General features: G+C 70.5%; 18 protein-coding genes and 1 pseudogene. 11 read left to right on the top strand and 8 right to left on the bottom strand.

The window, feature by feature from the left end; all coding sequences use genetic code 11:
• Positions 1-12: 12 nt before the first annotated feature.
• From ACLQ2U_RS22090 to ACLQ2U_RS22110, 5 genes are all read left to right on the top strand, one after another.
• A complete protein-coding gene (locus tag ACLQ2U_RS22090) occupies positions 13-228 on the top strand; it encodes a zinc ribbon domain-containing protein (protein WP_425752763.1) in 216 nt (71 codons plus the stop codon).
• Positions 229-296: 68 nt separating this feature from the next.
• Positions 297-623, top strand: coding sequence for an FAD-binding oxidoreductase (locus tag ACLQ2U_RS22095; protein ID WP_425752634.1), 327 nt, complete (start codon positions 297-299; stop codon positions 621-623).
• Positions 624-695: 72 nt separating this feature from the next.
• Positions 696-2,099 (top strand): (Fe-S)-binding protein, encoded by a 1,404-nt coding sequence (locus ACLQ2U_RS22100; protein ID WP_425752635.1) that lies wholly within the window; start codon positions 696-698, stop codon positions 2,097-2,099.
• 220 nt (positions 2,100-2,319) lie between these two features.
• Positions 2,320-2,745, top strand: coding sequence for a hypothetical protein (locus tag ACLQ2U_RS22105; RefSeq protein WP_425752636.1), 426 nt, complete (start codon positions 2,320-2,322; stop codon positions 2,743-2,745).
• Positions 2,746-2,778: 33 nt separating this feature from the next.
• Complete coding sequence (locus ACLQ2U_RS22110; protein ID WP_425752637.1) at positions 2,779-5,397, top strand: caspase, EACC1-associated type; 2,619 nt, start codon at positions 2,779-2,781, stop codon at positions 5,395-5,397.
• A gap of 125 nt (positions 5,398-5,522) precedes the next feature.
• On the opposite strand, the gene ACLQ2U_RS22115 is transcribed toward ACLQ2U_RS22110, so the two are convergent.
• Both ACLQ2U_RS22115 and ACLQ2U_RS22120 read right to left on the bottom strand, forming a co-directional pair.
• Entirely contained in the window at positions 5,523-7,586 is a 2,064-nt protein-coding gene (locus ACLQ2U_RS22115) for a beta-propeller domain-containing protein (RefSeq protein ID WP_425752638.1), read from the bottom strand.
• A 368-nt stretch (positions 7,587-7,954) separates the two neighbouring features.
• On the bottom strand, positions 7,955-10,549 hold the full coding sequence (locus ACLQ2U_RS22120; protein ID WP_425752639.1) for a discoidin domain-containing protein: 2,595 nt from the start codon (positions 10,547-10,549) through the stop codon (positions 7,955-7,957).
• Positions 10,550-11,239: 690 nt separating this feature from the next.
• On the opposite strand from ACLQ2U_RS22120, the gene ACLQ2U_RS22125 reads away from it, so the two are divergent.
• The gene (locus tag ACLQ2U_RS22125) at positions 11,240-12,613 is read left to right on the top strand and encodes a PQQ-dependent sugar dehydrogenase (RefSeq protein WP_425752640.1); all 1,374 of its coding nucleotides are present in this window, start codon (positions 11,240-11,242) and stop codon (positions 12,611-12,613) included.
• 387 nt (positions 12,614-13,000) lie between these two features.
• On the opposite strand, the gene ACLQ2U_RS22130 is transcribed toward ACLQ2U_RS22125, so the two are convergent.
• The gene (locus ACLQ2U_RS22130) at positions 13,001-13,267 is read right to left on the bottom strand and encodes a hypothetical protein (protein ID WP_425752641.1); all 267 of its coding nucleotides are present in this window, start codon (positions 13,265-13,267) and stop codon (positions 13,001-13,003) included.
• Positions 13,264-13,560 (bottom strand): DivIVA domain-containing protein, encoded by a 297-nt coding sequence (locus ACLQ2U_RS22135; protein WP_425752642.1) that lies wholly within the window; start codon positions 13,558-13,560, stop codon positions 13,264-13,266. The genes ACLQ2U_RS22130 and ACLQ2U_RS22135 overlap by 4 nt, the downstream gene beginning before the upstream one ends.
• A 326-nt stretch (positions 13,561-13,886) precedes the next feature.
• Here ACLQ2U_RS22135 and ACLQ2U_RS22140 point away from each other — a divergent pair.
• Positions 13,887-14,006 (top strand): annotated as a pseudogene (locus ACLQ2U_RS22140) (helix-turn-helix domain-containing protein); the annotation flags it as partial.
• A gap of 104 nt (positions 14,007-14,110) precedes the next feature.
• On the opposite strand, the gene ACLQ2U_RS22145 reads toward ACLQ2U_RS22140, so the two are convergent.
• Both ACLQ2U_RS22145 and ACLQ2U_RS22150 read right to left on the bottom strand, forming a co-directional pair.
• Positions 14,111-16,564, bottom strand: coding sequence for a hypothetical protein (locus ACLQ2U_RS22145; RefSeq protein ID WP_425752643.1), 2,454 nt, complete (start codon positions 16,562-16,564; stop codon positions 14,111-14,113).
• On the bottom strand, positions 16,561-16,812 hold the full coding sequence (locus ACLQ2U_RS22150) for a hypothetical protein (protein ID WP_425752644.1): 252 nt from the start codon (positions 16,810-16,812) through the stop codon (positions 16,561-16,563). Before ACLQ2U_RS22150 ends, ACLQ2U_RS22145 begins: the two co-directional genes overlap by 4 nt.
• Positions 16,813-17,056: 244 nt before the next feature.
• Here ACLQ2U_RS22150 and ACLQ2U_RS22155 point away from each other — a divergent pair, with 244 nt between their 5' ends.
• Both ACLQ2U_RS22155 and ACLQ2U_RS22160 read left to right on the top strand, forming a co-directional pair.
• On the top strand, positions 17,057-17,959 hold the full coding sequence (locus ACLQ2U_RS22155) for an ROK family protein (RefSeq protein WP_425752645.1): 903 nt from the start codon (positions 17,057-17,059) through the stop codon (positions 17,957-17,959).
• A complete protein-coding gene (locus ACLQ2U_RS22160; protein WP_425752646.1) occupies positions 17,956-18,675 on the top strand; it encodes an N-acetylmannosamine-6-phosphate 2-epimerase in 720 nt (239 codons plus the stop codon). The genes ACLQ2U_RS22155 and ACLQ2U_RS22160 overlap by 4 nt, the downstream gene beginning before the upstream one ends.
• Positions 18,676-18,876: 201 nt before the next feature.
• Here the strand turns inward: ACLQ2U_RS22160 and ACLQ2U_RS22165 are convergent, their stop codons facing one another.
• Both ACLQ2U_RS22165 and ACLQ2U_RS22170 read right to left on the bottom strand, forming a co-directional pair.
• Positions 18,877-19,128: a hypothetical protein gene (locus ACLQ2U_RS22165; RefSeq protein ID WP_425752647.1), complete on the bottom strand. Its 252-nt coding sequence runs from the start codon at positions 19,126-19,128 to the stop codon at positions 18,877-18,879.
• On the bottom strand, positions 19,125-19,424 hold the full coding sequence (locus ACLQ2U_RS22170; protein ID WP_425752648.1) for a DivIVA domain-containing protein: 300 nt from the start codon (positions 19,422-19,424) through the stop codon (positions 19,125-19,127). Before ACLQ2U_RS22170 ends, ACLQ2U_RS22165 begins: the two co-directional genes overlap by 4 nt.
• Positions 19,425-19,750: 326 nt before the next feature.
• Here ACLQ2U_RS22170 and ACLQ2U_RS22175 point away from each other — a divergent pair, with 326 nt between their 5' ends.
• Together ACLQ2U_RS22175 and ACLQ2U_RS22180 are read left to right on the top strand one after the other, a co-directional pair.
• A complete protein-coding gene (locus ACLQ2U_RS22175; protein ID WP_425752649.1) occupies positions 19,751-20,638 on the top strand; it encodes a helix-turn-helix domain-containing protein in 888 nt (295 codons plus the stop codon).
• Complete coding sequence (locus tag ACLQ2U_RS22180) at positions 20,631-20,849, top strand: DUF397 domain-containing protein (protein ID WP_425752650.1); 219 nt, start codon at positions 20,631-20,633, stop codon at positions 20,847-20,849. The genes ACLQ2U_RS22175 and ACLQ2U_RS22180 overlap by 8 nt, the downstream gene beginning before the upstream one ends.
• The last annotated feature ends 15 nt before the right edge of the window (positions 20,850-20,864 follow it).

The following is a 20,864-nucleotide window of genomic DNA, read 5'->3' on the forward strand; positions in this document are numbered from 1 at the left end:
GGACCCAAACCGCTGTCCGTCCGGTCGTGGACCTGCCCCTGCGGGACCGCCCACGACCGGGACGTCAACGCGGCCATCAACGTGCTCGCCCAGGGACGCTGGGAGAGCCTAAACGCCTGTGGAGCGCAGGTAAGACCGGCACCCGTGCCGGCACCGCGCCGAGAAGCAGGAATCCGCCCGAACGCCGCGCGATCCACCCGCAGCGTGCAGGGAATCTCCGCCCTTTAGGGCAGAGAGATCGTCAATACTACGCCCCCGACCCGTCGAGCCAGCAGACCTGCTCGATCGGCGGGAACGTGGCGGAGAACTCCGGCGGTGCGCACTGCCTGAAGTACGGCTTCACCTCCAACCACGTCACCGGGCTGGAGGTGGTCACCCCGGACGGGCAGCTGGTGCGCCTCGGCGGTCAGGCCCCAGACGCGCCCGGCTACGACCTGCTCGGCGCCCTCGTCGGCTCCCAGGGGGCGCTCGGCATCGTCACCGAGGTGACCGTACGGCTGCTCCGGCTGCCCGAGTCGGTCCGTACGCTGCTCGCCGCCTTCCCGTCCACCGACGAGGCGGGGGCGGCGACGCGGTGCGGGAGCGGGTCGACCTGTGGGGGCCGGTCGACGGACTCGAGCTGATGCACCGGGTCAAGGCGCAGTTCGACCCGGACGGGCGCTTCGCGCCCGGCCGCTTCGTGGGAGGGATCTGACATGTCGAGCGACCTCCCGGCCCAGCGCGGCGTCGCCCGGCCGAAGGGCAGCCGGGCGGACAGCGCCCCGCCGGACGTGCTGGGACCGGTCGCCGGGTCGCCGGGCGAACCCGCCTTCGACGACCACCACCCGCCCCGCCGGGACCTGGTCAACGACTGCGTGCACTGCGGCTTCTGCCTGCCCACCTGCCCCACGTACGTGCTGTGGGGCGAGGAGATGGATTCGCCGCGCGGGCGCATCTACCTGATGAAGGAGGGGCTCGACGGGGAGCCGCTGAGCGCGTCGATGGTGCGGCACTTCGACCGGTGCCTGGGCTGCATGGCCTGCGTGACCGCGTGCCCGTCCGGGGTCCGCTACGACCGGCTGATCGAGGACACCCGGCAGCAGGTGGAACGCCGGCATCCCCGGTCCCGCCGGGAGCGGCTGCTCCGAGCCGCCATCTTCCGGGTGTTCCCGTACCCGGAGCGGCTGCGCTTGCTGCGCGGACCGCTGCGGGCGTACCAGGCCAGCGGCCTGCGGCGACTGGTCCGCCGTACCGGACTGCTGCAGCGCCTGGCGCCGACGCTCGCCACCCTCGAATCGCTGGCACCCGCGCTGGGGCGGGCGGCCCGAGTGCCGACGCGGGTCCCGGCGGACGGCGACCGTCGGGCGACCGTCGGCATGCTCACCGGCTGCGTGCAGCGGGCCTTCTTCCCCGATGTCAACGCGGCCACCGCCCGGGTTCTCGCCGCGGAGGGATGCGAGGTGGTCATCGTCCCGGACCGGCAGGGCTGCTGTGGCGCGTTGAGCGTCCACAACGGACGGCGGGAGGAGGCGCGGCGGTTCGCCCGGGCGCTGGTCGACGTCTTCGACGCCGCCGGCATCGACTACTTCGTGGTCAACGCGGCGGGGTGCGGGTCGGCGCTGAAGGAGTACGGCGAGCTGCTCCGGGACGACCCGGCGTACGCGGGGCGGGCGGCGGCGTTCGCCGGGAAGGTCCGCGACCTGTCCGAAGTGCTCGTCGAGCTGGGGCCGGTCGCCCGGCGTCACCCGCTGCCGGTGACTGTCGCGTACCACGACGCCTGTCACCTGGCGCACGCCCAAGGGGTGCGGGCGCAGCCCCGTGAGCTGCTGCGGGGGATACCCGGGCTCGAGCTGCGGGAGATCGCCGACCCGGAGATCTGCTGCGGATCGGCCGGCGTCTGGAACGTGCTCAACGCGGAGCCGGCGGCGCAGCTCGGGGAACGCAAGGCCGGCGACGTTCTGGCAACCGGCGCCGACCTGCTCGTCACCGCCAACCCTGGCTGCCTCATGCAGGTCGGCGCCGCGGTCGCGCGGCTCGGCGGCGCCGTTGCCCTCGCCCACACCGCCCAGGTGCTCGACGCGTCGATCCGCGCCCGACCGGTCACCGACCTGCTGAGGTGAGGAGCGGCCCCTCCTGCCGCTGCCGCGACCGGAAGAGTGACGAGGTCGCGCACATCGTCACGGATCTGTCGGATGCACGTCACGCGCGGGCCGTCGAGCGCTCGCGTTCCGGGGCGGATCGGGTGGTGACGGGCGTACCGCCCGCCAAGCGACCGGCGCCCGCGCGGGATCCCACGGTCGGACCCTTGCCGGGCATACCGACAGGGACCACGATGAGATCATGACCGATGGATTTATCTTGCGGGTGGTGTCCGACGGGCCGGTCACCGATGAGGAACTGGCCGAGCAGGCGCGCCATCTCAAGGACCACCTGAACCAGCTTCCGGGTGTCGAGGCGACGGAGCTCGTCGAGCAGGCCGCGCCGGGGACGCGCGATCCGGTCAGCATCGTCTTCGGCACACTCACCCTCGCCGTCTTCTCTTATCCGACTGCGAAGCGGGCCGCGGCGGACATCAAGCACCTGATCGAGGTCATCAAGCGCTACCAGGAACGCAACAAGGGCAAGCATCTGCGGATGACCCTCCCGGACGGCACCGAGATCGACGTGCGGGACGTGTCGGAGAAGACCATGACCGAGGTCATCAAGTCGGTGTCGGTGCCCCGGCAGGGCACGCCCGCCGTGCCGCAGAAGGTCGATGGTGAGTGACGCAGGGGCGTCCGGACCCGGTGGGCACCCACGGTGAAGCGCGCGCTCCTCATCGGTGTGGGCACCTACGCCAGCGAAGCGCTGCCCGACCTGGACTCACCCGCCAGTGACCTCAAGGACTGGGCACAGCTGCTCCGGGACCCCGGGCTCGGCGCCTTCGACGAGGTCCGGGACTCCCTCGACGACGACGCCCACGCCGCGCAGGTCACGCTCTACGACTTCCTGAAGAGCGCCGATCGCCACGACTTCCTGCTCGTGTACTACTCCGGCCACGGGCGACTGCACGACGGGCATCGGCTCTACCTCACCGCTGCCGACACCGACCCGGACCGCCTTCCGCCGACCGCGGTACCGGCCGACGAACTGAGGCACTGGATCGACGAGTGCCGGGCCAGCGAGCTGGTCCTGATCCTGGACTGCTGCCACGCGGGCGCCTTCGGCGACCTCAAGCAGCGCGGGGACCGCAGCCGCATCGTCGTGGTGTCCGCCGGGGTCACCGAGTTGGCACACGAGGGTGACGGTTACAAGCAGCACGCGCTGCCGTCCGCGTTCTCCGGCCCTTTCCTCGAGGGGCTGCGGACCGGCGCCGCCGACCGCGACGGCAACGGGATCATCAGCGTCCGGGAGGCCTTCGAGTACGCGGCTGTCCGGATGGTCGACCGGGAGCACCGGCAGACCCCCCAGATGCGGGCCGCCGGCGTCGGGGACCTGATCCTCAGCAACGCGCCCCGGCGGCCCGAGCTGATTCCGGGCGACCTCCTCGCGCTCACCCGCAGCGGACTCGCGTCGGCACGGGTGCTCGCCGTGGACGAGCTGAGCAACTGGGCGCACGGCAAGCACCGGACCCGCGAGCAGCTGGTGGCCGCGTTCGAGACGCTCGAGACCCTGGAGCGGGACCCGGCTGAGCGCGTGGCCGCGCGAGCCCGGCAGGCCCTGTCGGGTCGGCTCCGCGTCACCCGCGCCGAGGTCGAGGACGACCCCGGCCCGGAGCCGCCGGGCGACCCCAACTGGGCGGCTGGCAGCACGTTCTATGAGGTGAACGTACGGTTCTTCTACGACTCCGACGGCGACGGCCACGGCGACCTGCGCGGGATCACCGAGAAGCTGGACTACCTGCGCCGGCTGGGGGTGGAATGTCTGCTGCTGAACCCGATCATGGCGTCGCCGTCGCCGGGTGACGGTTGGGCGGCGTCCGACTTCGAGGCCATCGACGAGGGCCTCGGGCAGCCGTCGCACCTGCTGGAGCTGCTCAGCCTCGCCCGTCGGCAGGGTCTGCGGGTGGTGCTGGACCTGGTGCTCAACCACACCAGCGAAGAGCATCCGTGGTTCAAGGCCTCTCGGAGCGACCCGGACGGCCCGTACGGGAACTTCTACGTGTGGAGTGACACGGGCGGCGACTACGCCGAGGCGGACGAACCGCTCAGCAGCCGTGGCGCGGGTTGGACGTACGACGGTAGACGGCGACAGTACTACTGGCACCGCTACAGCCCCCACGAGCCGGACCTGAACTACGACGCGCCCGAGGTGCGGGTCGCGATGCGTGACGTGATGGACTTCTGGCTCCGGGAGGGGGTCGACGGCCTGCGCCTGCTGACGGTTCCCTACCTGTTCGAGCGCACCGGCACGCCGAGCAAGGGACTCGACGAGACGCACAGCTACCTGCGGGAACTGCGGTCCTGGCTGGATTCGACATACCCGAATCGGATCTTCATCGCGTGGAGCGAGGACTGGCCGGCAGGCGCCAGCTCCTACTTCGGCACCGAGGAGCACCCCGAGTGCCACCTGGTGATGTACGCCTCGCTCATGCCGAGTCTGCTGCTCGCCATGCGGCGTGAGGCGCACCGGCCGGTGTCGCGGGTGCTGTCGCAGATGCGTGACCAGCCAGGTGACCGCCACTGGGCGGTGTTCCTGCGCAACGGGGACGAGATGTCGCTGGGCCTGCTGCATGAGCGGGAACGCGACGAACTGCTGCACACCTACGCGCCGCTGGCCCGCATGCGGGGGTCGACCGGAATCCGCAGGCGGACGGCCAGCCTGCTCAACGACGACCGGGGGCAGCTCGAACTCGCCTTCGCGTTGTTGCTGTCAATGCCCGGCGTTCCGGTCATCTACAACGGCGACGAGATCGCCATGGGCGAGAACCTGTCGCTGCCCGGCAATCGGGCGGTCAACACGCCGATGCAGTGGGCACCGGACCGCAATGGTGGCTTCTCCGTGGCACAGCCGGAGAACCTGCCGGCGCCGCTGGTCCACGAGTCGATCTACGGCTACATGGCGGTCAACGTGGAGAACCAACTCCGCTCACGGTCCTCCCTGCTGCACGTGGTCGAGAAGCTGATCGAGACGCGCCACGCCTGGACGGCGTTCTCCCGCCCTGGCTGCCGCATCGTCCGGTCGACCAACCCGACCGTGCTCGCATTCCTCCGCGGCGAGCGCGACGACGAGGTGCTGTGCTTGTTCAATTTCTCCCGGTACCCACAGACGACGACCCTGACCCTGTCCTCGCACGCCGGCCGTCGGCCGCGGGAGCTCATGGGCGGCGCCGAGTTCCCCAAGGTGCAGGAGTCCGGCGAATACGACATCGGCCTGGCCGGTCATGGCTTCTTCTGGCTCTCCCTGTCGACGGCGGAGCCTCGCCCCTCGCCCACCTGACGCCGGGCCAGGCCGCTGGCCGGCGGCGGTCGGCACTCGGTTAGCGCGTGCCGAGATGCATGGTCGCCGCGCGTTCCCTGGCCGCTAAGCGATCCGCTTGGCCAGGTAGGCGACCATCATGCGGGTCACGCCGTACGCAGCCAGCCGAGGGTCTTCATGGTGGAGAGGCTGGTCGCCTTGAGGCCAGCGCCGGAGACGGTCCAGAGCACTCCGTCGACCACCAGTGACCGGCGGATCGGCGCCAGGTCCTCGGGACGCCCCGTGCCCAGCGTGTGGTCGACCGTGCCGACCTCGGTGAACCCGCCGTCGCCGACCCGTAGAGCCAGCGCCACGTTGCTCGGCAGGCCCGCTTTGCCCACGACACTCTGGTCGTTCACCGCACCAGGGTTGCCCACGGCGCCTTTGCGGTAGACGGTCAGTGGGACCACGACCAGGCGTTCGGCCGGCCAGTAGAGGAACGCATGCGGGTCGAACTCCGCCTCGGAGTGCCCCTGCTTGACGTGATACTGGGCGATCCGGGTCGGCTTGGCCGGGTCGGAGACGTCGAAAAGGGAGAGCTGGGTGCCCTGGACACGGCCCTGGTTGGACGCCTCCTGCCCGACGCCGAGCAGCCGTCCTTCGCCGGCCGGGTGCAGGTACGCCGAATACCCGTTGATCTTCAGTTCGCCGCTCACCTTTGGCGCCGTCGGGTCATGCAGGTCGACGGTGTAGAGCGGGTCGGTCTGCCGGAAGGTGACGACGTACCCGGTGCCGCCGACGAACCGTACGGCGTGGATCCGTTCCCGCTTGCCCAGTCCGGTGACCTTGCCGACCTTGGTCAGCGTCGTACCGTCGGCGCGCAGGACGTACACGCTGGACGTCGAGTCAGGCTTGTCGCCCCAGGTACGGCCACTGGTGGTGGCCACTCGCAGGTGTCCGTCCCACTCCGACATGGCGTACTGGTTGATCAGCCAGCCCGGTACGGACGCGGCGGCGACGTACCGCGGGGCACCCGCGCCCGAGGTGTCGAACTGGTAGATCTCGGTGGTCTCGTCCTTGGGATCGGGTGCGACCTTCCGCGCGGTCAGCATCGGCAGCACCCGCCAGCGCTGGTCATTGGCGACGTACAGCCGGGGTCCGTTGCTGTAGACGGTGTCGCCGTCGGCGATCACGGTGACCGGGTCGCCGCCGCCGAGCGTGGCCACACCGAGGTCGAAGCTGAGCACGGTCACCAGCGACGTGCCGGAGTAGCTGGCCGGCCGGCTCACCCGGTCGCAGCCGACCCGTCCGGTGCTGGTTCGCCCGCCGGAGGTGACCTCGTACCGGGGCAGCCAGTCGTCGGCGCTGGCGTTGTCGATGATCTCGCGGTTGGCGCCGGTGCGCTGCTCGTCGGTGGCCCGTTCGCGGTATGGGAAGTTCAGCCGGGGCGCGGAGCGGACAACGACGCGGACCGTCGTGCCCACCTGGCGGGCGTCCACCAGATTGCCGTCGATCCGGTATTCGCCGATGACCTTCGGCGCGCCGGAAAGGTCGACCATGATCAGCCGGGGGCCGACGATGTCGTCCGGCATCGGGGCAGAGCCGCCGTCCGCCGGGGCGGGGCGCCCGCCTCCCTCGGGGACGGCGGGTTTCGCCGTTCCAACCCACCCCTCGCGGAGCAGCACCAGCGCCCGATCACCCTGCAGCAGCAGGCTGTCTTCGGCCCCACCGAACCCGCCGGGTGCCAGTTTCAGTTCCCCGGTCAGCTGGCGGGTGGCCGGGTCGACCACGTACAGCTTGCCTTGGCGGACGGTGACGATCCGCTTGCCGTCGGTCTTGACCAGGTCCGGTTCGTCGACCCCGGCCTCGTGGGTGTTGGTGCCCGAGTAGCCGGCGGCGGCAGCCCCGGCCGCCGTGTCGCCCAGGGCTGCCGCGTTGGCCCCGGGCGCCGCATCCGCCCGCTTCGCTCCGGCGGGCGCCCCGGCCTGTTCCGCAATCTCGGAGGTACGGATGTCCCCGTTCGGCCCGAACCCCCAGGGCCCGACGTACGCCATGGCAGCCGTCTTGAGCTGCTGCAGCGCCTCCGCGCAGGAGTCGAACGCGACGAGCCGGAACCCGCCAGCCGGCAGTCCCCGGTCACGTGGTGGCGCGGGGACCGGCTCCGCCGTACAGCCGGTGACCAGGGCCAGGCTGGCAACCAGGGCCAGTCCCATGACCCGGGCTGGAGTCATGACTCGGGGGATGCCCGGGGCGGCCGTTCGATGGGGCACGCCGACGCTGCTGCCTGTCATGCCCCTACGACGTGTCCGCCCCGGGCTGGGTTCCCCGCCCGGGGCAGCTGGTTCAGGCCGGTACGGCCCCCGGTCGGCCCGGCTCGACGACCCGGCCGTTGCCTGGCGTCGGCGGTGGCCGGTACGGACCCGGGACTCGGCCGCGAGGATCGCTTGAAGCAGCCCTGGGAACGATGAAGGCCCACCGAGGATAGGTCCGGATCCGGTGTGAGGGCGGCGCGAGCGCCTGGCCGCAGTGCGACGACGACTGAGACGGGTAACGGACACCTCGTGGGGCGGCAGGCGTGTGGGGCTTCGCCCTACCCTCTTCAGTTGATCCGGATGAACCTGGCGACGCTCGGCGTGTCCTGCGTGTCGAGCGCGAAGAGCAGGTAGTCGCCCGGCAGCGTAACGCCCGTGTCGGCCGGGATCGGCAGCGTGTACGTCGTGCCGCTGACGCTCGTCGGCGTGAGCGGGATCCGCCGCTGGTCGGTGTTGACGGTGTGCGTGACGGCCGAGGTGCGCACGAGCGCGAAGCGCGGGACCGGTGCGCCGGTGGTCACCGTGATCGTCGTTCCGGGCCGCGCCGTCGCGGGCGCGGCGGTGATCGTCGGCCGGACCCGCGCGGACCCGTCGGGGTTCAGCAGATACGGCGGTGTGAAGATCTGGCCGTTCGGATGGTTGGTGGCGCACGAGCCGCAGAGCCCGCCGCCGCCCGAGAACACCCGGCCGTCGGGCAGCAGGAGCGCGACGCTGTGGTACGTGCGCGGCTCCACCTCCGGCGCCATCGTGGTGAACTGGCCGGTCGCCGGGTCCCACAGTTCCGGGCTGGACACGGCTCCGGTGTCGGTGAAGGCCTGCGGATGCTGCTGGCCGCCGAGCGCCAGCACAGTGCCGTCCGGCAGGACGACGCCGTTGCCGAACGCCCGGGCGTACGCCATGTCCGCGACGCGCGTGGTGACGACCGGCTGTCCGCTCCCGGCCGTGATGTCCAGGGTGTACGCCCGCCGGGTGGCCTGGACGTTGGTGACGGTACCGGCGTCCTCGTACGCCGTGGCCCCGCCGAAGGTCAGGATCTTGCCGATGTCGTACATGACCGCGTTGCCGTTCATCGCGTCGGCGCTGTCGGCGCGGTTGCCGGCGCCGACGATGGTGCCCGCCCCGCTCGTCGTGATCCAGTTCATCTGCTTGCTCGGGCCGGCGTGGAAGACCGCGCCGCCGGAGATGGCGAACAGCCAGGCGTGGTTGTCGGAGCGGTAGACACCGCCCGGGTCGGCGGTGAGGATCCGGGTGGCCGTGACGCCGGTCAGCTTCGCCCACGTGCCGCTGCTGCCGCTCAGCGTGAAGACCTCGCCGTCCTTGTTGCCGGCGGCGTCGTACCAGGAACCGCCGAGCGTGAACACGCGCCCGTCGGAGAGCAGCGTGGTGCTTTGGTAGGCGCGCGGGATCTGCATCCGCGGCCCTTCCGCCCACGAGTTGAGCGCCGGGTTGTAGATGGTGGTCGCGCCGTCGGTGCTGCCGCCGTTGATGAGCACCCGGCCGTCGGCCAGGACGGCGAGCCCGCTGCAGAACATCTGGTGCTGGGTGTTGATGTTCGCCGGCGGGCTGACCGCACCAGTAGCGAGGTCCAAAATGGACACGATCGTCGTGGCACCGAACTTGTCGAATCTCATGTCGCCGACTGCGGCGAAGGTGAGCACCTTGTTGTTGGGCAGCAATACGGCGGAGACGGGTACGGCGGGGAAGCCGATCGGCGCGTCCCACCTGCCGCCGACGCCCGCGGCCGGCGCCGAGCCGTGCACCTCGATCTCGGCCGCCGCCGACCACGGGCCGCGGTTGCCGGCTTCCGTGGTGGCGGTCAGCCGCACGTAGCGCGCGTCGACCTCGGCGAAGGCGACGGTCTTCGCGGTCTTGTCGTCGACCCACGTGGCGTTCGCCACCGGCGTGGCCCAGGCGCTGCCATCGACGCTGACCGAGATGGAATAGCGGCCGATGTTCCCGTTGTTGGACGCGTCGGCGCGTGGCAGGTAGGTGAGGCCGCCGATTCTCTTCGTGGCCTTCATGTCGATGGTGAGGGTGTGCGGCAGCGGCGTGGCCGGCGAGTACTGGGAGTGCCACAGCGTCGTGGCGTTGCCGTCCAGCACGTTGCTTGCGGGATACGCTGCGGACTGGTCGCTGGCGCTCGCGGTCCAGCCTGCCCGGGGCAACGCCCCGGCCACGGCCGGGCCGCCGATCACCTTGATCTCGGCCGCCGCGGACCACGGGCCGCGGTTGCCCGCCTCGGACAGGGTGGTCAGCCGTACGTAGCGCGCGTTGACGGCGGCGAAGACGGCAGTCTTCACCATCTTGGTGTCGCCCCACGTGCCGGTCGCGACCGGCGAGCCCCACGCGGTCCCGTTGCTGCTGACCGAGACGGAGTAGCGGCCCACGTTGCCGTTCGACGACGTGTCCTGCCGCGGCAGATACGTCAATCCCTTGATGCTGAGCGCGCTGCGCATATCGATCGTGATGGTGTGCGGCAACGGCGCGGCGGGAGTCGCGTAGCGCGAGTGCCAGATCGTCGTCGGCTGGCCGTCGAGCACGTTGCTGGCCGGGTAGGTCGGTGCCTGATCGCTGGCCGTGGCGATCCAGCCCGTTGTGGGCAGGACCAGGTCCCGCTTGACGTACGACTCCCCGGGCGGTTCGCTCATCGCCATGGGGCCGGGCATCGGCGGCTCGCCGGTCGGCGCCACGGCGGCGCGGTGGCCGGCGTGCGGGTCGACGACCGGGGACCCGCCGCCCGGTGCGGGTTGGGCCGGGTTGCCGGGATCGCGGGCGTAGCTGGGCATCGGCACGGCGAGCAGACCGATCAGGAGAACCACAATCGGGATCAGGCGACGCTCGAACGGGCGCCCGAAGAGACGCTTCGTCGGTCGGACTGCCATCGGCGACACCCCCGTCACGCCGAGAACTCCTGGCCAGCGGCGGTCGGGAGCCACTGGGTTAGTGAATAGGCTCCCACCCGGCAGCGCCGAGGCCATCAGCTGAAAGTACGGAAGACGGGCACCAGAATTGGTGTGGTTTGGACCGCCTCACAAATACGACTTCGGCCGATTTGTGGTGAGTATCCCCGTGAGTGTTCGGAGTGGACGCGACTCCGGCGTCCGTGAAGATCTCGTCAATTCTTATCCGCATCTGAATCACTTCCTCGTCCGTAGCGCACTACCCGGTGTTGCTTGAACCGTCGACAGGTTGACGTAACAGAGCGACGACCAGAAACCGCCGCTGACCAGGGAATACGAACGACCGCTCATCCGGTCATCTCCCTCTTCCGCAGGGAGGCGAAGCCGCGCCGCTCCCGGTCTGTGGGCGGGCCGACCGGCTGATCGGCTGACATCTGCATGGCCGACGCCGTAGAGGCCCTCCAAGGGCCGGCAGCGCAGGCCGCCGATGCCTTGATCGCACGTGCGGCCACCGCCGCGCAGCTGGACCCGGCCCCAGTCGAGGAGGCAGGCCGGCGCCTATGGAACGCCCTTCCCGCAGCGGTACGCGAACGGATGATCGCCGCCCATTCAACCCGACACCGCGGCGTTGTGGTTCACGTGATCCGGGCAGCGGGCGGTACCGTCGTCGGCATGATCCTGCGCCGTCGACGCGCTGCCGGCCTGCTCGCCGTCCTCGTGCTGATGACCGGTGCGTGCGGGCAACCCGATCGCCGGCCCAGCGCGACGCCCGGGCCGTCGACTCCAGGCCGGGCTGCTGCGGGCGGTGCCGACCACCTGGTCCGCGTCCCGGTGCAGGTGCAGGTGCCCGCCGGCCTAACAGCCGCCCCGTACGACGTACCGCGCCACCTGAACCTGCCGGCGGGCTGGTCCGCCTCGGTGTACGTCCGGGCGGCCAAGCCGCGGTTCATGGCCCCGACCCCGGCCGGCGACCTGCTGCTGTCCCAGCCCAGCCGGGGAACTGTCCTGCTGATTCGCAAGGGCGCCGACGGCACCGGTCAGGCCAGTGAGTTCCTCACCGGCCTCAACCGGCCGCACGACATCGTGTTCGCCGATGTCGCCGGTCGCATATGGGTTTTCGTCGCCGAGGCGGACCGGGTGGTGCGCTATCCATACGGCACGGGGGACCGGCCGGGACCCGGCGAGGTGGTCGCCGACGGCCTGCCCGACACCAGCACCGCCGAACTGCGCGGCCAGTACGCGCACGTGCTGAAGAACATCGCCGTCCGCGATGGGCGGCTGTACGTCTCGATCGCCTCCACCTGCAACGTCTGCGTCAGCGACACCCGGAGCGATCCGCAGCGCGGAGCGATCTACACCTACGACGCGGCCGGGCGCAACGCCGATCGCCGGTTGTTCGCCCGTGGCCTGCGCAACGCCGAAGGGCTCGCGTTCGCCCCCGACTCGGGTGACCTGTGGGCGGTGGTCAACAACCGCGACAACCTGCCGGTGCCCGACGACCGGGACGTCAACGGCGACGGCCGCGGCGACCTCGGCCGCCGGGTCACGACGTACGTGGATGACCACCCGCCGGAGCCCTTCACCCGGGTCCGCGAGGGCGGTTTCTACGGCTGGCCGTTCTGCAACCCGAACCCCGACCGGGGCGTGCGCAACATGCCGTACGACCGGGACTACGACCTCAACCGGGACGGGCGGGCGGCCGATTGTGCGACGGCCACGCCGATCGACGTGGGCATCCCGGCGCACTCGGCCCCGCTGGGTCTGACCTTCACGGCCGGTACGGCGGCACCGGACCTCGGCGCGGTGATCGCCCTGCACGGCTCGTGGAATCGCAGCCGGCCCACCGGATACAAAGTGATCCACTTCCCGTGGCGGCAGGGCCCGGGCGAGCAGCGTGACCTCGCCACCGGGTGGCTCGACGAGTCGACGGGCGATGCGTGGGGCCGGCCGGTCGACGTCGCGATCGACGCGGACGGCACGCTGCTGGTCAGTGACGACGCGAGCGGCGCGGTGATCCGGCTTGCGCCGCCCCGCCCCGCCGGCTGATCGCCTGCTCGGTATCGGAGCTTGCACTGGTCGAGCAGATCGGCTGTCTGGGCCGCCGCAGACCCTGACGGCTACCTGCTCTGGCTGAAGGTCCCGCATACCGAGCCCCACCTGCCCTCACCGATACTGGCGGCGCTGGGCGGCCAGCACTGCGTTCTTCACCTCGTCGGGCAACTCCACCGCGTCGTCGGTCCAGCCCCCGCCGCCGAGCCTCGAGCGCGAGGCGGGCGTGCAGGCTGAGATAACGCGCGTGAGGTGTGGTCGTGATGACACCCGGCACGAGCGCGGCGGCGTGCGCCCCGATCACGGCCTCCACCGCAAGAGGCTGCCGACCGGTGTCCTCCGGGGTGTCGTCGTTAGTCGTCCACGCGAGACCAAGAAGCAGCGTCATCTGGTTCGACCGGTGTTCGGCACCGGCTGAGTGCAGGGGCCGTCGTGGTCGGCGCGGAGCAGGCAGCGCCGGCCGCCGGGCATCAGCAGGTCACAGAAGACCCGATGCCGTACGTTCTGGTCGTCCTCGCCCGACACGGTGGTCTCCCCCGGGTCGGCCTGCGGCAGCATCCCGGTCCAGCGGGCCATCACCCGGGCCAGCCGCTGCGCGGCGGGCAGGTCGGCGGCGGTAACCGGCAGGTGCATGACCCAGCGCTCGGTCACCGGCGCTCGCCGTTCGCCACGCGGGCCTGCTCGGACTGCCAGCGGCGCAGCGCGTCCTTGATCCTGGCCGTCTCCCGGCGGCTCTCGGCGAGGGCGGCGTAGACGCTGGCCATGTCGCCGGCCACCCGGTCGAGGAAGGCGTACACGTCGGCGGGCTCCAGGCCGCGGCGTCCGAGCCCGGCGGGCTTGAAGCGGCGCTCGCGCACCTGCCACGGCAGCAGCGAGGTGTACGCGGACGAGCGGTAGGCGGTCGCCCCGCTCCCCTGCCCCGGTCGTTCGTCGCGGACGCTCATCAGCCTGCCCCTCCTGCTCCTGGAAGGGGTGGGCCCGCCTGCCCGTCCCGTGCTGGCGGACCCACCCCGCCCTGACACCGCAGCTTGCATCAGCGGTACGGCACCAGGGCTGCTCAACGGATTGCCGATCGAGAAGCGGGGGGGGGGGGGGGGGGGGGGGCCCGCCCGCCCCCCGCGCCGGTAGTCATCCTTTGACAGTGCGAAGTGGACGCGCAACGTTCGGAGGCGGATTTTCTGGGACAGACCTTGACTTATCTTACTGAAACCCATAGATGTTCCAGAGACGCGTCACGCCCTGTTGCGGAATGGAATCAAGGAGTGCCCGGATGGCAGAGGACATCGGATCGACCGTGCCGCGCCGGCAGCTCGGCCGGCTGCTGCGCCAGTTCCGCACCGAGGCCGGCGTGACGCTCGACGCCGCGGCCGAGGCGCTCGAATACAGCCGGCAGAATGGAGGCGGGCAGGTGCACAACGAGTACGGGGTCCGCACAACAAACCACGGCTGGTGCCCCGGGTGGGATTCGGAGCACCGGCCGTGGTCGGCGGCCGGTCAGAGGTGGCCGCACTGCCCTTGCACTGGCCCGGTCACCTGGTTGGGCTCGCCATCATCGCGCGGCGCGGGATCGTTGCCGGCGCATTCCAGGCGTCCGCGAATCACGTTGCCGGAAAGTAGGGACGGTCCTCGGCCGTCGACGACGGTCACCGGCCCGGATATCGAGGACTTGACAAGCCTGAAGTCACCGGAGGTGCCAATGACGGACAGCGGTCCGCTGACTGAACTGTCGTGGATGGCCAGGCCCGCCGCTCCCTCGGCCCGCATGGGACCCTTGACGACACTGTCGTGAACCACCAGGTTCGCCCCCATGCCGACGGACACGGGCCCACCTACGTTCGCGTCCCTGAGGCACGTCGTCCCCGCTTCGACCTTGAGCTGCCCGGAGTACTCGCCTGTGATGATGCGGGAGCAGGTGGCCTTGAGCGCGAAGTTCCACCGGTACAGGCGCGACACGCGGCCGTAGTACAGATTGCCGTCCCCGCCCTTGGTGAGGAAGGCCACCCGGCCGGAGGCGAGCTCGGCGGTCTGCCACGTCACCGGATCGATACGCCACAGGCTGTCGGATATCGCGGCGTAGAGGAATCGGTCCTCGGCGAGAACCAGACCGCGCTCGTGGCCGTACATGGTCGTCACGTTCGGGAACAGCCGCTCAGCTCGCCTCACGGTACGGGTCCCCGGATCGAAGGTGAAGAGCGTCCCGTCCGATAGGCCCCAGACCATGCCCGCTGCATCGACAACAAGAGCGTTGACGGCAGATCCCCCGGGCACCGGGACAACACGCTCGACGACCTGCTTGGTATCGGGGTCGAACACGAACAACTCAGCTTGGCTGGCCGACGGTTCGATGCCGTACCCACCATTGATCGACGTGCCCCCGTAGAGCAGCCCATCGTGCTCGACGAGGCTGACGACGCTCTGCTGCGGCACGATGTCGCGATACGTCTCGACCTCGCCATTGGACGGCGTCCAGAAGCTCAGCGCCCCGCCCAGGCGTCCGGCTCGCGGGATGCTGCCCACCGCGATCTCGTCACCGAGGTCGACGAACGCCTGCGCGCGTTGCTGCTCGTCGCCGAGAATGGCCTTCGGGACGGGATTGGTGCCGTAGGCCCACGGCTTGGTGGTGTCGAATGCCAGCAGGTTGCCGTCCGGGTAGCGCCCGTACAGCAGGTGGTCGCCCTGACTCCCGAACCCCTCCACTTGTCCAGCTCCGGACAGCAGCGTCATGACGTCGTCTTCGGGATCGAACCTCGCCATCCCGGGCGGCGACAGGAACCCACCGATGTAGACGGCTCCGTCCGGCCCGGTCCCCATCGCCTGGATCGGGTTGGGGGCGCCTTCCAGGTCCTCTTCGCCGATGTACCGGGTCGCGTGGGTCTGCGGGTTCCACAGGTAGACCCGGCCGTAGTAGTACGTCATCGACAGGGTCGGGCCCGGCCACGCCGGGTCGGCCAGGTCGATCCAGTCCCAACTGCCCGGCAACGCGTTCGGCTTCCACCCGACGGGAGAGTAGGTGTGGGTCTGCAGGTCGTACTGGACGACGCCGTCGGCCACGATCCGAAAGTAGACGTAACGGCCCGTCGGATCGGGTTCGGACACCATCCGGCCGGAGATCGCGGGGATGGTGTTCACGACGGTTCCGTCGCTCAGCCGGTAGACGAGAAGATCGCTCGAATGGTCGAGTCGGATGAACAGATAGTCGCCCGCCAGCGTCATGTCGTACACGGCTTCTTCGTCCACGTACCGGGCCGGCAGCGCGATGTGCTGCACATCGCCGGTCTTGCGATCGAAGCGGGCCAACTTCGCGTTCGGCTTGGTGCCGAAGTACACGTAGTCATCATCGATCGCGAGCGACTGGCCGTAGGTCTCACCCGCGATGATCTGGCCGTGGTCGGTGAACCGGCTCGTCGAGGGGTCGTAGGAGAAGAGCTTCCCGCTCGGGTAGGTCCCGCCGTAGACGACACCATCAGGTGCCGCGGCCATCCGCCAGATCTGCTCGCCGGGGAACGGTATGCCCAGGGAAGTCACGGCCGTATCGCCGGGTGCCCAGGTGTAGACCCTGCCGTTTGTCATCCCGAAATACACGGCGCGTTGGGGCTTGGCGAACGTCACCGCCCAACTGCCCGTACCGGAGGGCAGTCGCTGGCCGAAAAGGACTTTGCCCGATCTGATGTCGGTGACCTGGAACATCGCCGGGATCTCGCTGTTGCCAGCCGTTACCCAGTACGCCTGGGGCCGCCCCTCCTGGTCGACACCCTGCGCCTGATATTGCGAGAGCACGCGGGAGTTGATGGCGTGGCCCAAGTCCTCCTCGGCGCCGACGATCGGAGCGGGAGCGGACGGTGGGGCGGCGAGTGCGGCCTGCGGCGTGGCCGTCGCGGTGAGGAAGCCGGCGAGTAGCGCGCCAACGGTGAGTAACGCGGCCGCGATGGGTGGCCTGGTTCTTGTCATGCCTGTTCCTCCAGCGCCTGTCCGAGAGGGTCATCCGTCTTCGATGTTGCTGTCCGGCCCGCAATCTCTGCGGGGTAGGCGCCGGTCTCCGCGGCGGCCACCCCGCGCAGCGCCAGCCGGACCAGGCCGGGGCCGAGCTTGCCGTCCGCACCCAAGGCGAGGATGTCCCCGTCGGGCTTGCGCAGATCCGCCACGAGCGCCTCGCGCGGCTGGGACCGCCGCTCTTCCAGCTCTGCCACAGCGCGCATATCTGTAGGCACCTCCGCAGTAACGGCCCTGACCGTAACTTTCCTACCGTGGAGACGTCAAGGAACGCGCCCACACACGGCACACGCCTCTGATCCGCCCTAGCATGATTTACGGTCCAGGCCGATAGTAGGTTCTCAACAACGCCAACCGAGATAGCCATCCGCCCGGTCACCTGCGAAGAGGGGAAGCGATGATCGACAGCGCCACCCGGACGACCCCGCCACCTGGCCGCTGGAGACGCTGATGCGCGAGGACACGGCCTACGTCGGCATCGACATCGGGGGCACGAAGACCATCGCCATGCTGGTGACCCCGGCCGGGAACGTGGTGGGCCGCGCCCAGGCCCCGACGCCCGCCCGGCAGGGTCCCAGGGCGGTGCTCGACACCGCTGCGGGACTCGCCGGGCAGCTACTCAGCGGCGATCGGAGAACGAGCGTCGGCATCGGTGCCGCGGGAACCTTGGACCCGGCCACCGGCACCGTCCGGTACGCCACCGACAGCCTGCCCGGCTGGGCCGGCACCCGCATCGCCGCCGAACTCGCCGCACGGCTGGACCGGCGGGTAAGCGTCGACAACGACGTCAACGCCGCCGCGCTCGGGGAGGCGTGGACCGGCGCGGGGCGTGAACGCGAGCACCTGCTGCTGGTCGCCGTCGGGACCGGCCTCGGCGCTGGCCTCATCCGTTACGGCCGCGTCGAACACGGCGCCCACGGTGCGGCGGGCGAGGTCGCACACCTGCCAGCCCCTGGTGCCGAACGGCTGCGCTGCGGCTGCGGGCGTCACGGACACCTGGAAGCGCTCGCCTCCGGCACCGGGCTCGGCGCCGCGTACGCTCTGGCCACCGGCGAGCAGGTGACCGGGCGGGATGTCGCCGCCCGGGCCGCGGCCGGCGAGACCACAGCCCGGAGGGTGCTCACCCTGGCCGGCGAGGCGCTGGGCGGCGCGCTGGCCGGACTCGTCGCGTTGCTCGACCCGCAGGCGGTCATCGTGGCCGGCGGCGCGGCGCCCGCGCTGTTCCCCGCCGCGACCAGGGCATACGCCGCCGAACTGCTGCCCGCCTGGGCCGACGTACCGCTGCTGCCGGCCGCACTGGGCGACGATGCCGTGGCCATCGGGGCCGCCCGACTAGCCATGGAGGACAAGTGACGCTCTTCGAGGACCTCCGCGGTGGCCTGGTGGTGTCGTGCCAGCCACTGCCCGACGAGCCCGACGACCCGATGCGCAATCCCTACCTGCAGGCGCGAGTCGCCGCCGCGGCCGCGATGGGCGGTGCGGTGGCCATCCGCGCCAACGGACTGGCCGACATCACCGCCATCCGCGCCGCCGTCGCCGTACCTGTGATCGGGCTGGCCAAGCACGGCACCGCCGGCGTGTTCATCACCCCAACCCCGGCACACGCAGTGCAAGTCGCCACAGCCGGAGCGCACATCGTCGCCGTCGACGCCACCGACCGGCCCCGCCCGGACGGGGGGATGTTCGCCGACACTGTGCGCGCCGTACACGCCCACACCACCGCCCTGGTACTCGCCGACGTCTCCACCCTGAGGGAGGGCCTAGCCGCGGCCGATGCCGGCGCCGACGCAGTGGCCACCACGCTGTCCGGCTATACCTCAGGCAGGCCCGCAACAGACAGACCCGACCTGGAGCTCGTGGCGCGACTCGCCGAGCTACTGCCTGTGCCGGTAATCGCCGAAGGCCGCTATCGCACGGCGGAGCAGATCGGGCACGCCTTCGACGCCGGCGCACACGCCGTCGTGATGGGCAACGCCATTACCTCACCACTGTGGATTACCCGCCGTCTCATCCCGGCCACCCCCCGCGGGGCCGGCCGACCGCGGTGCGGCCAACCCGGTCAGCGGTAGTCGGCGGTGGCCGGACGGTTCCGACCCGCGGGAAGACCCACTGGAAGGTGAAGTCGTGCTCGTCGGCCGCGAGGCCGGACATCGCATCGGCGACGAGCTCCAGCTCGTAAAGGTGGTTGCGTGGAAGCACTGCTCAGCGCGTTCCCGGTGGGAGCGCCTTCCCACGTCACAGAACCCGTCATAGTGCTAGCCGCCCGCTGCTCAGCGGCGCAGGCGGCGGGAGCAGGCACCGTCGTGGTCGGCGCGGAGAAGGCAACGCCGGCCGCCGGGCATCAACAGGTCGCAGAAGACCCGATGCCGTACGTTCTGGTGGTCCTCGGCCGAGACGGTGGTCTCCCCCGGGTCGGTCTGTGGCAGGACGAGCAGCCAGCGGCCGATCACCCGGGCCAGGCGCTGCGCGGCCGGCAGATCGGCGACGACGACCGGCAGGTGGATGACGTAGCGCTGGCTCATGCCTCGGGTCCCCGGTCGGTGCGGGCGCGGGCCTGGTCGGACTGCCAGCGGCGCAGCGCGTCCTTGATGACGGCGGTCTCCCGGCGGCTCGCCGCCAGGGCGGCGTAGACGGCGGCCATGTCATTCGCGACCCGGTCGAGGAAGGCGTAGACGTCGTCGGGCGCCAGGCCGCGGCGTCCGAGCCCGACCAGCTTGAAGCGGCGCTCGCGCACCTGCCACGGCAGCAGACTCGTGTACGCGCCGGAGCGGTAGGTCGCTGCGCTCCCCCGGGCCGGTCGCTGGTTGGGGACACTCATTTCGCTGGCCTGCCTCTCGTCGTGGGTTGGAAGGGGTGGGACCACCCGCCCTCCCCGCACGGGCGGACCCACCCCGCCCTGCCACCGCAGCTTCGATCAGCGGTACGGCACCAGGGCTGCTCATGGGTCGTGTTGTCGGTGCTGCTTGCTCCCGTCGACGCCGCACCCGGCCGCCTCCTTGTAGTCAGCATGTGACAGTGCGAAGTGGAAACGCAACATTCCATCGCCGAATTTTTGCCGGGAGTATTGACTTTCTTTACTGCAACCTGTACAAGTTGCAGTGCGGCGTCACGCAGTGTTGCAGGACGGAATCAGGGAGTGCTCGGATGGCAGAGGACATCGGATCGACCGTGCCGCGCCGGCAGCTTGGCCGGCTGCTGCGCCAGTTCCGCACCGAGGCCGGCGTGACGCTGGACGCCGCCGCCGAGGCACTCGAATACAGCCGGCAGAAGATCTGGCGAATCGAGTGCGGCATGGGCGCAGTCCGGGTGCTGGACGTGAAGGCGATGTGCGAGCTGTACCACGTGTCGGCGGAGATGACCGAGGCGATGCGCGGGCTGGCCGCGGAGACGAAGTCGAAGGGCTGGTGGCACGCGTACGGGGACGCGGTGCCGAGCTGGTTCGAGCTGTACGTCGGCCTGGAATCCGCCGCCGCCCACCTGCGCGAGTACGGCGAGACGCTGATCCCTGGGCTGCTTCAGACTCGCGCCTACGCTCTCGGGCTCTACCGACCGACGAGCCGGTTGAGTGTCGAGGAGCGCGAACGGGCGGTCGAGGTGCGGTTGCAACGGCAGATTCTGCTCACGCGTCGGCTGCCCCAGCCGCCACGGCTGGACGCCGTGCTCTCCGAAGCGGTGCTATGCCGCGTCGTCGGTGGCTCCGGTGTGATGACTGAACAGCTCAGCCATCTCCTTGAAGCATCCGAGCTGCCGAACGTGTCCGTGCGCGTCGTGCCGCTCGGGGCCGGGCCACATCCCGGCGCGGTGGCGGGCTCCTTCGTCCTGCTGGACTTCCCTGCCACCAAGGGCGGTCGCGCCGCACCCGAACCGTCCGTCGTGTACAGCGAGTCGCTGACCGGGGCGCTCTACCTCGACAAGCCGGACGAGCTTCGGGCCTACGAGGACGTGTGGAAGGGTCTGGATGCGCTCGCCCTCGGTCAGGCAGAATCGAGGGACATGATCAAAAGGATCATCGGGGAGATGCGCCATGACTGACCTGACCGGCGCCGTCTGGCGCAAGAGCACCCGCAGCGGCGACAACGGCGGCAACTGCGTCGAGGTCGCCGACAGCCTCCGCGGCATAGTCGCCGTCCGCGATTCCAAGGACAGTGCGGGACCGCTGTTGACCTTCTCTCCGGAGGTCTGGGGAAACTTCGTCAGCACGATCAAGGCGGAAGGCTTCCACCCGGACTCGGCGCGCTCGTAGCGACACCCGCCGTCC

Origin of the sequence: Micromonospora sp. DT47 (assembly GCF_049844475.1) — a bacterium.
Classification (GTDB): domain Bacteria; phylum Actinomycetota; class Actinomycetes; order Mycobacteriales; family Micromonosporaceae; genus Micromonospora.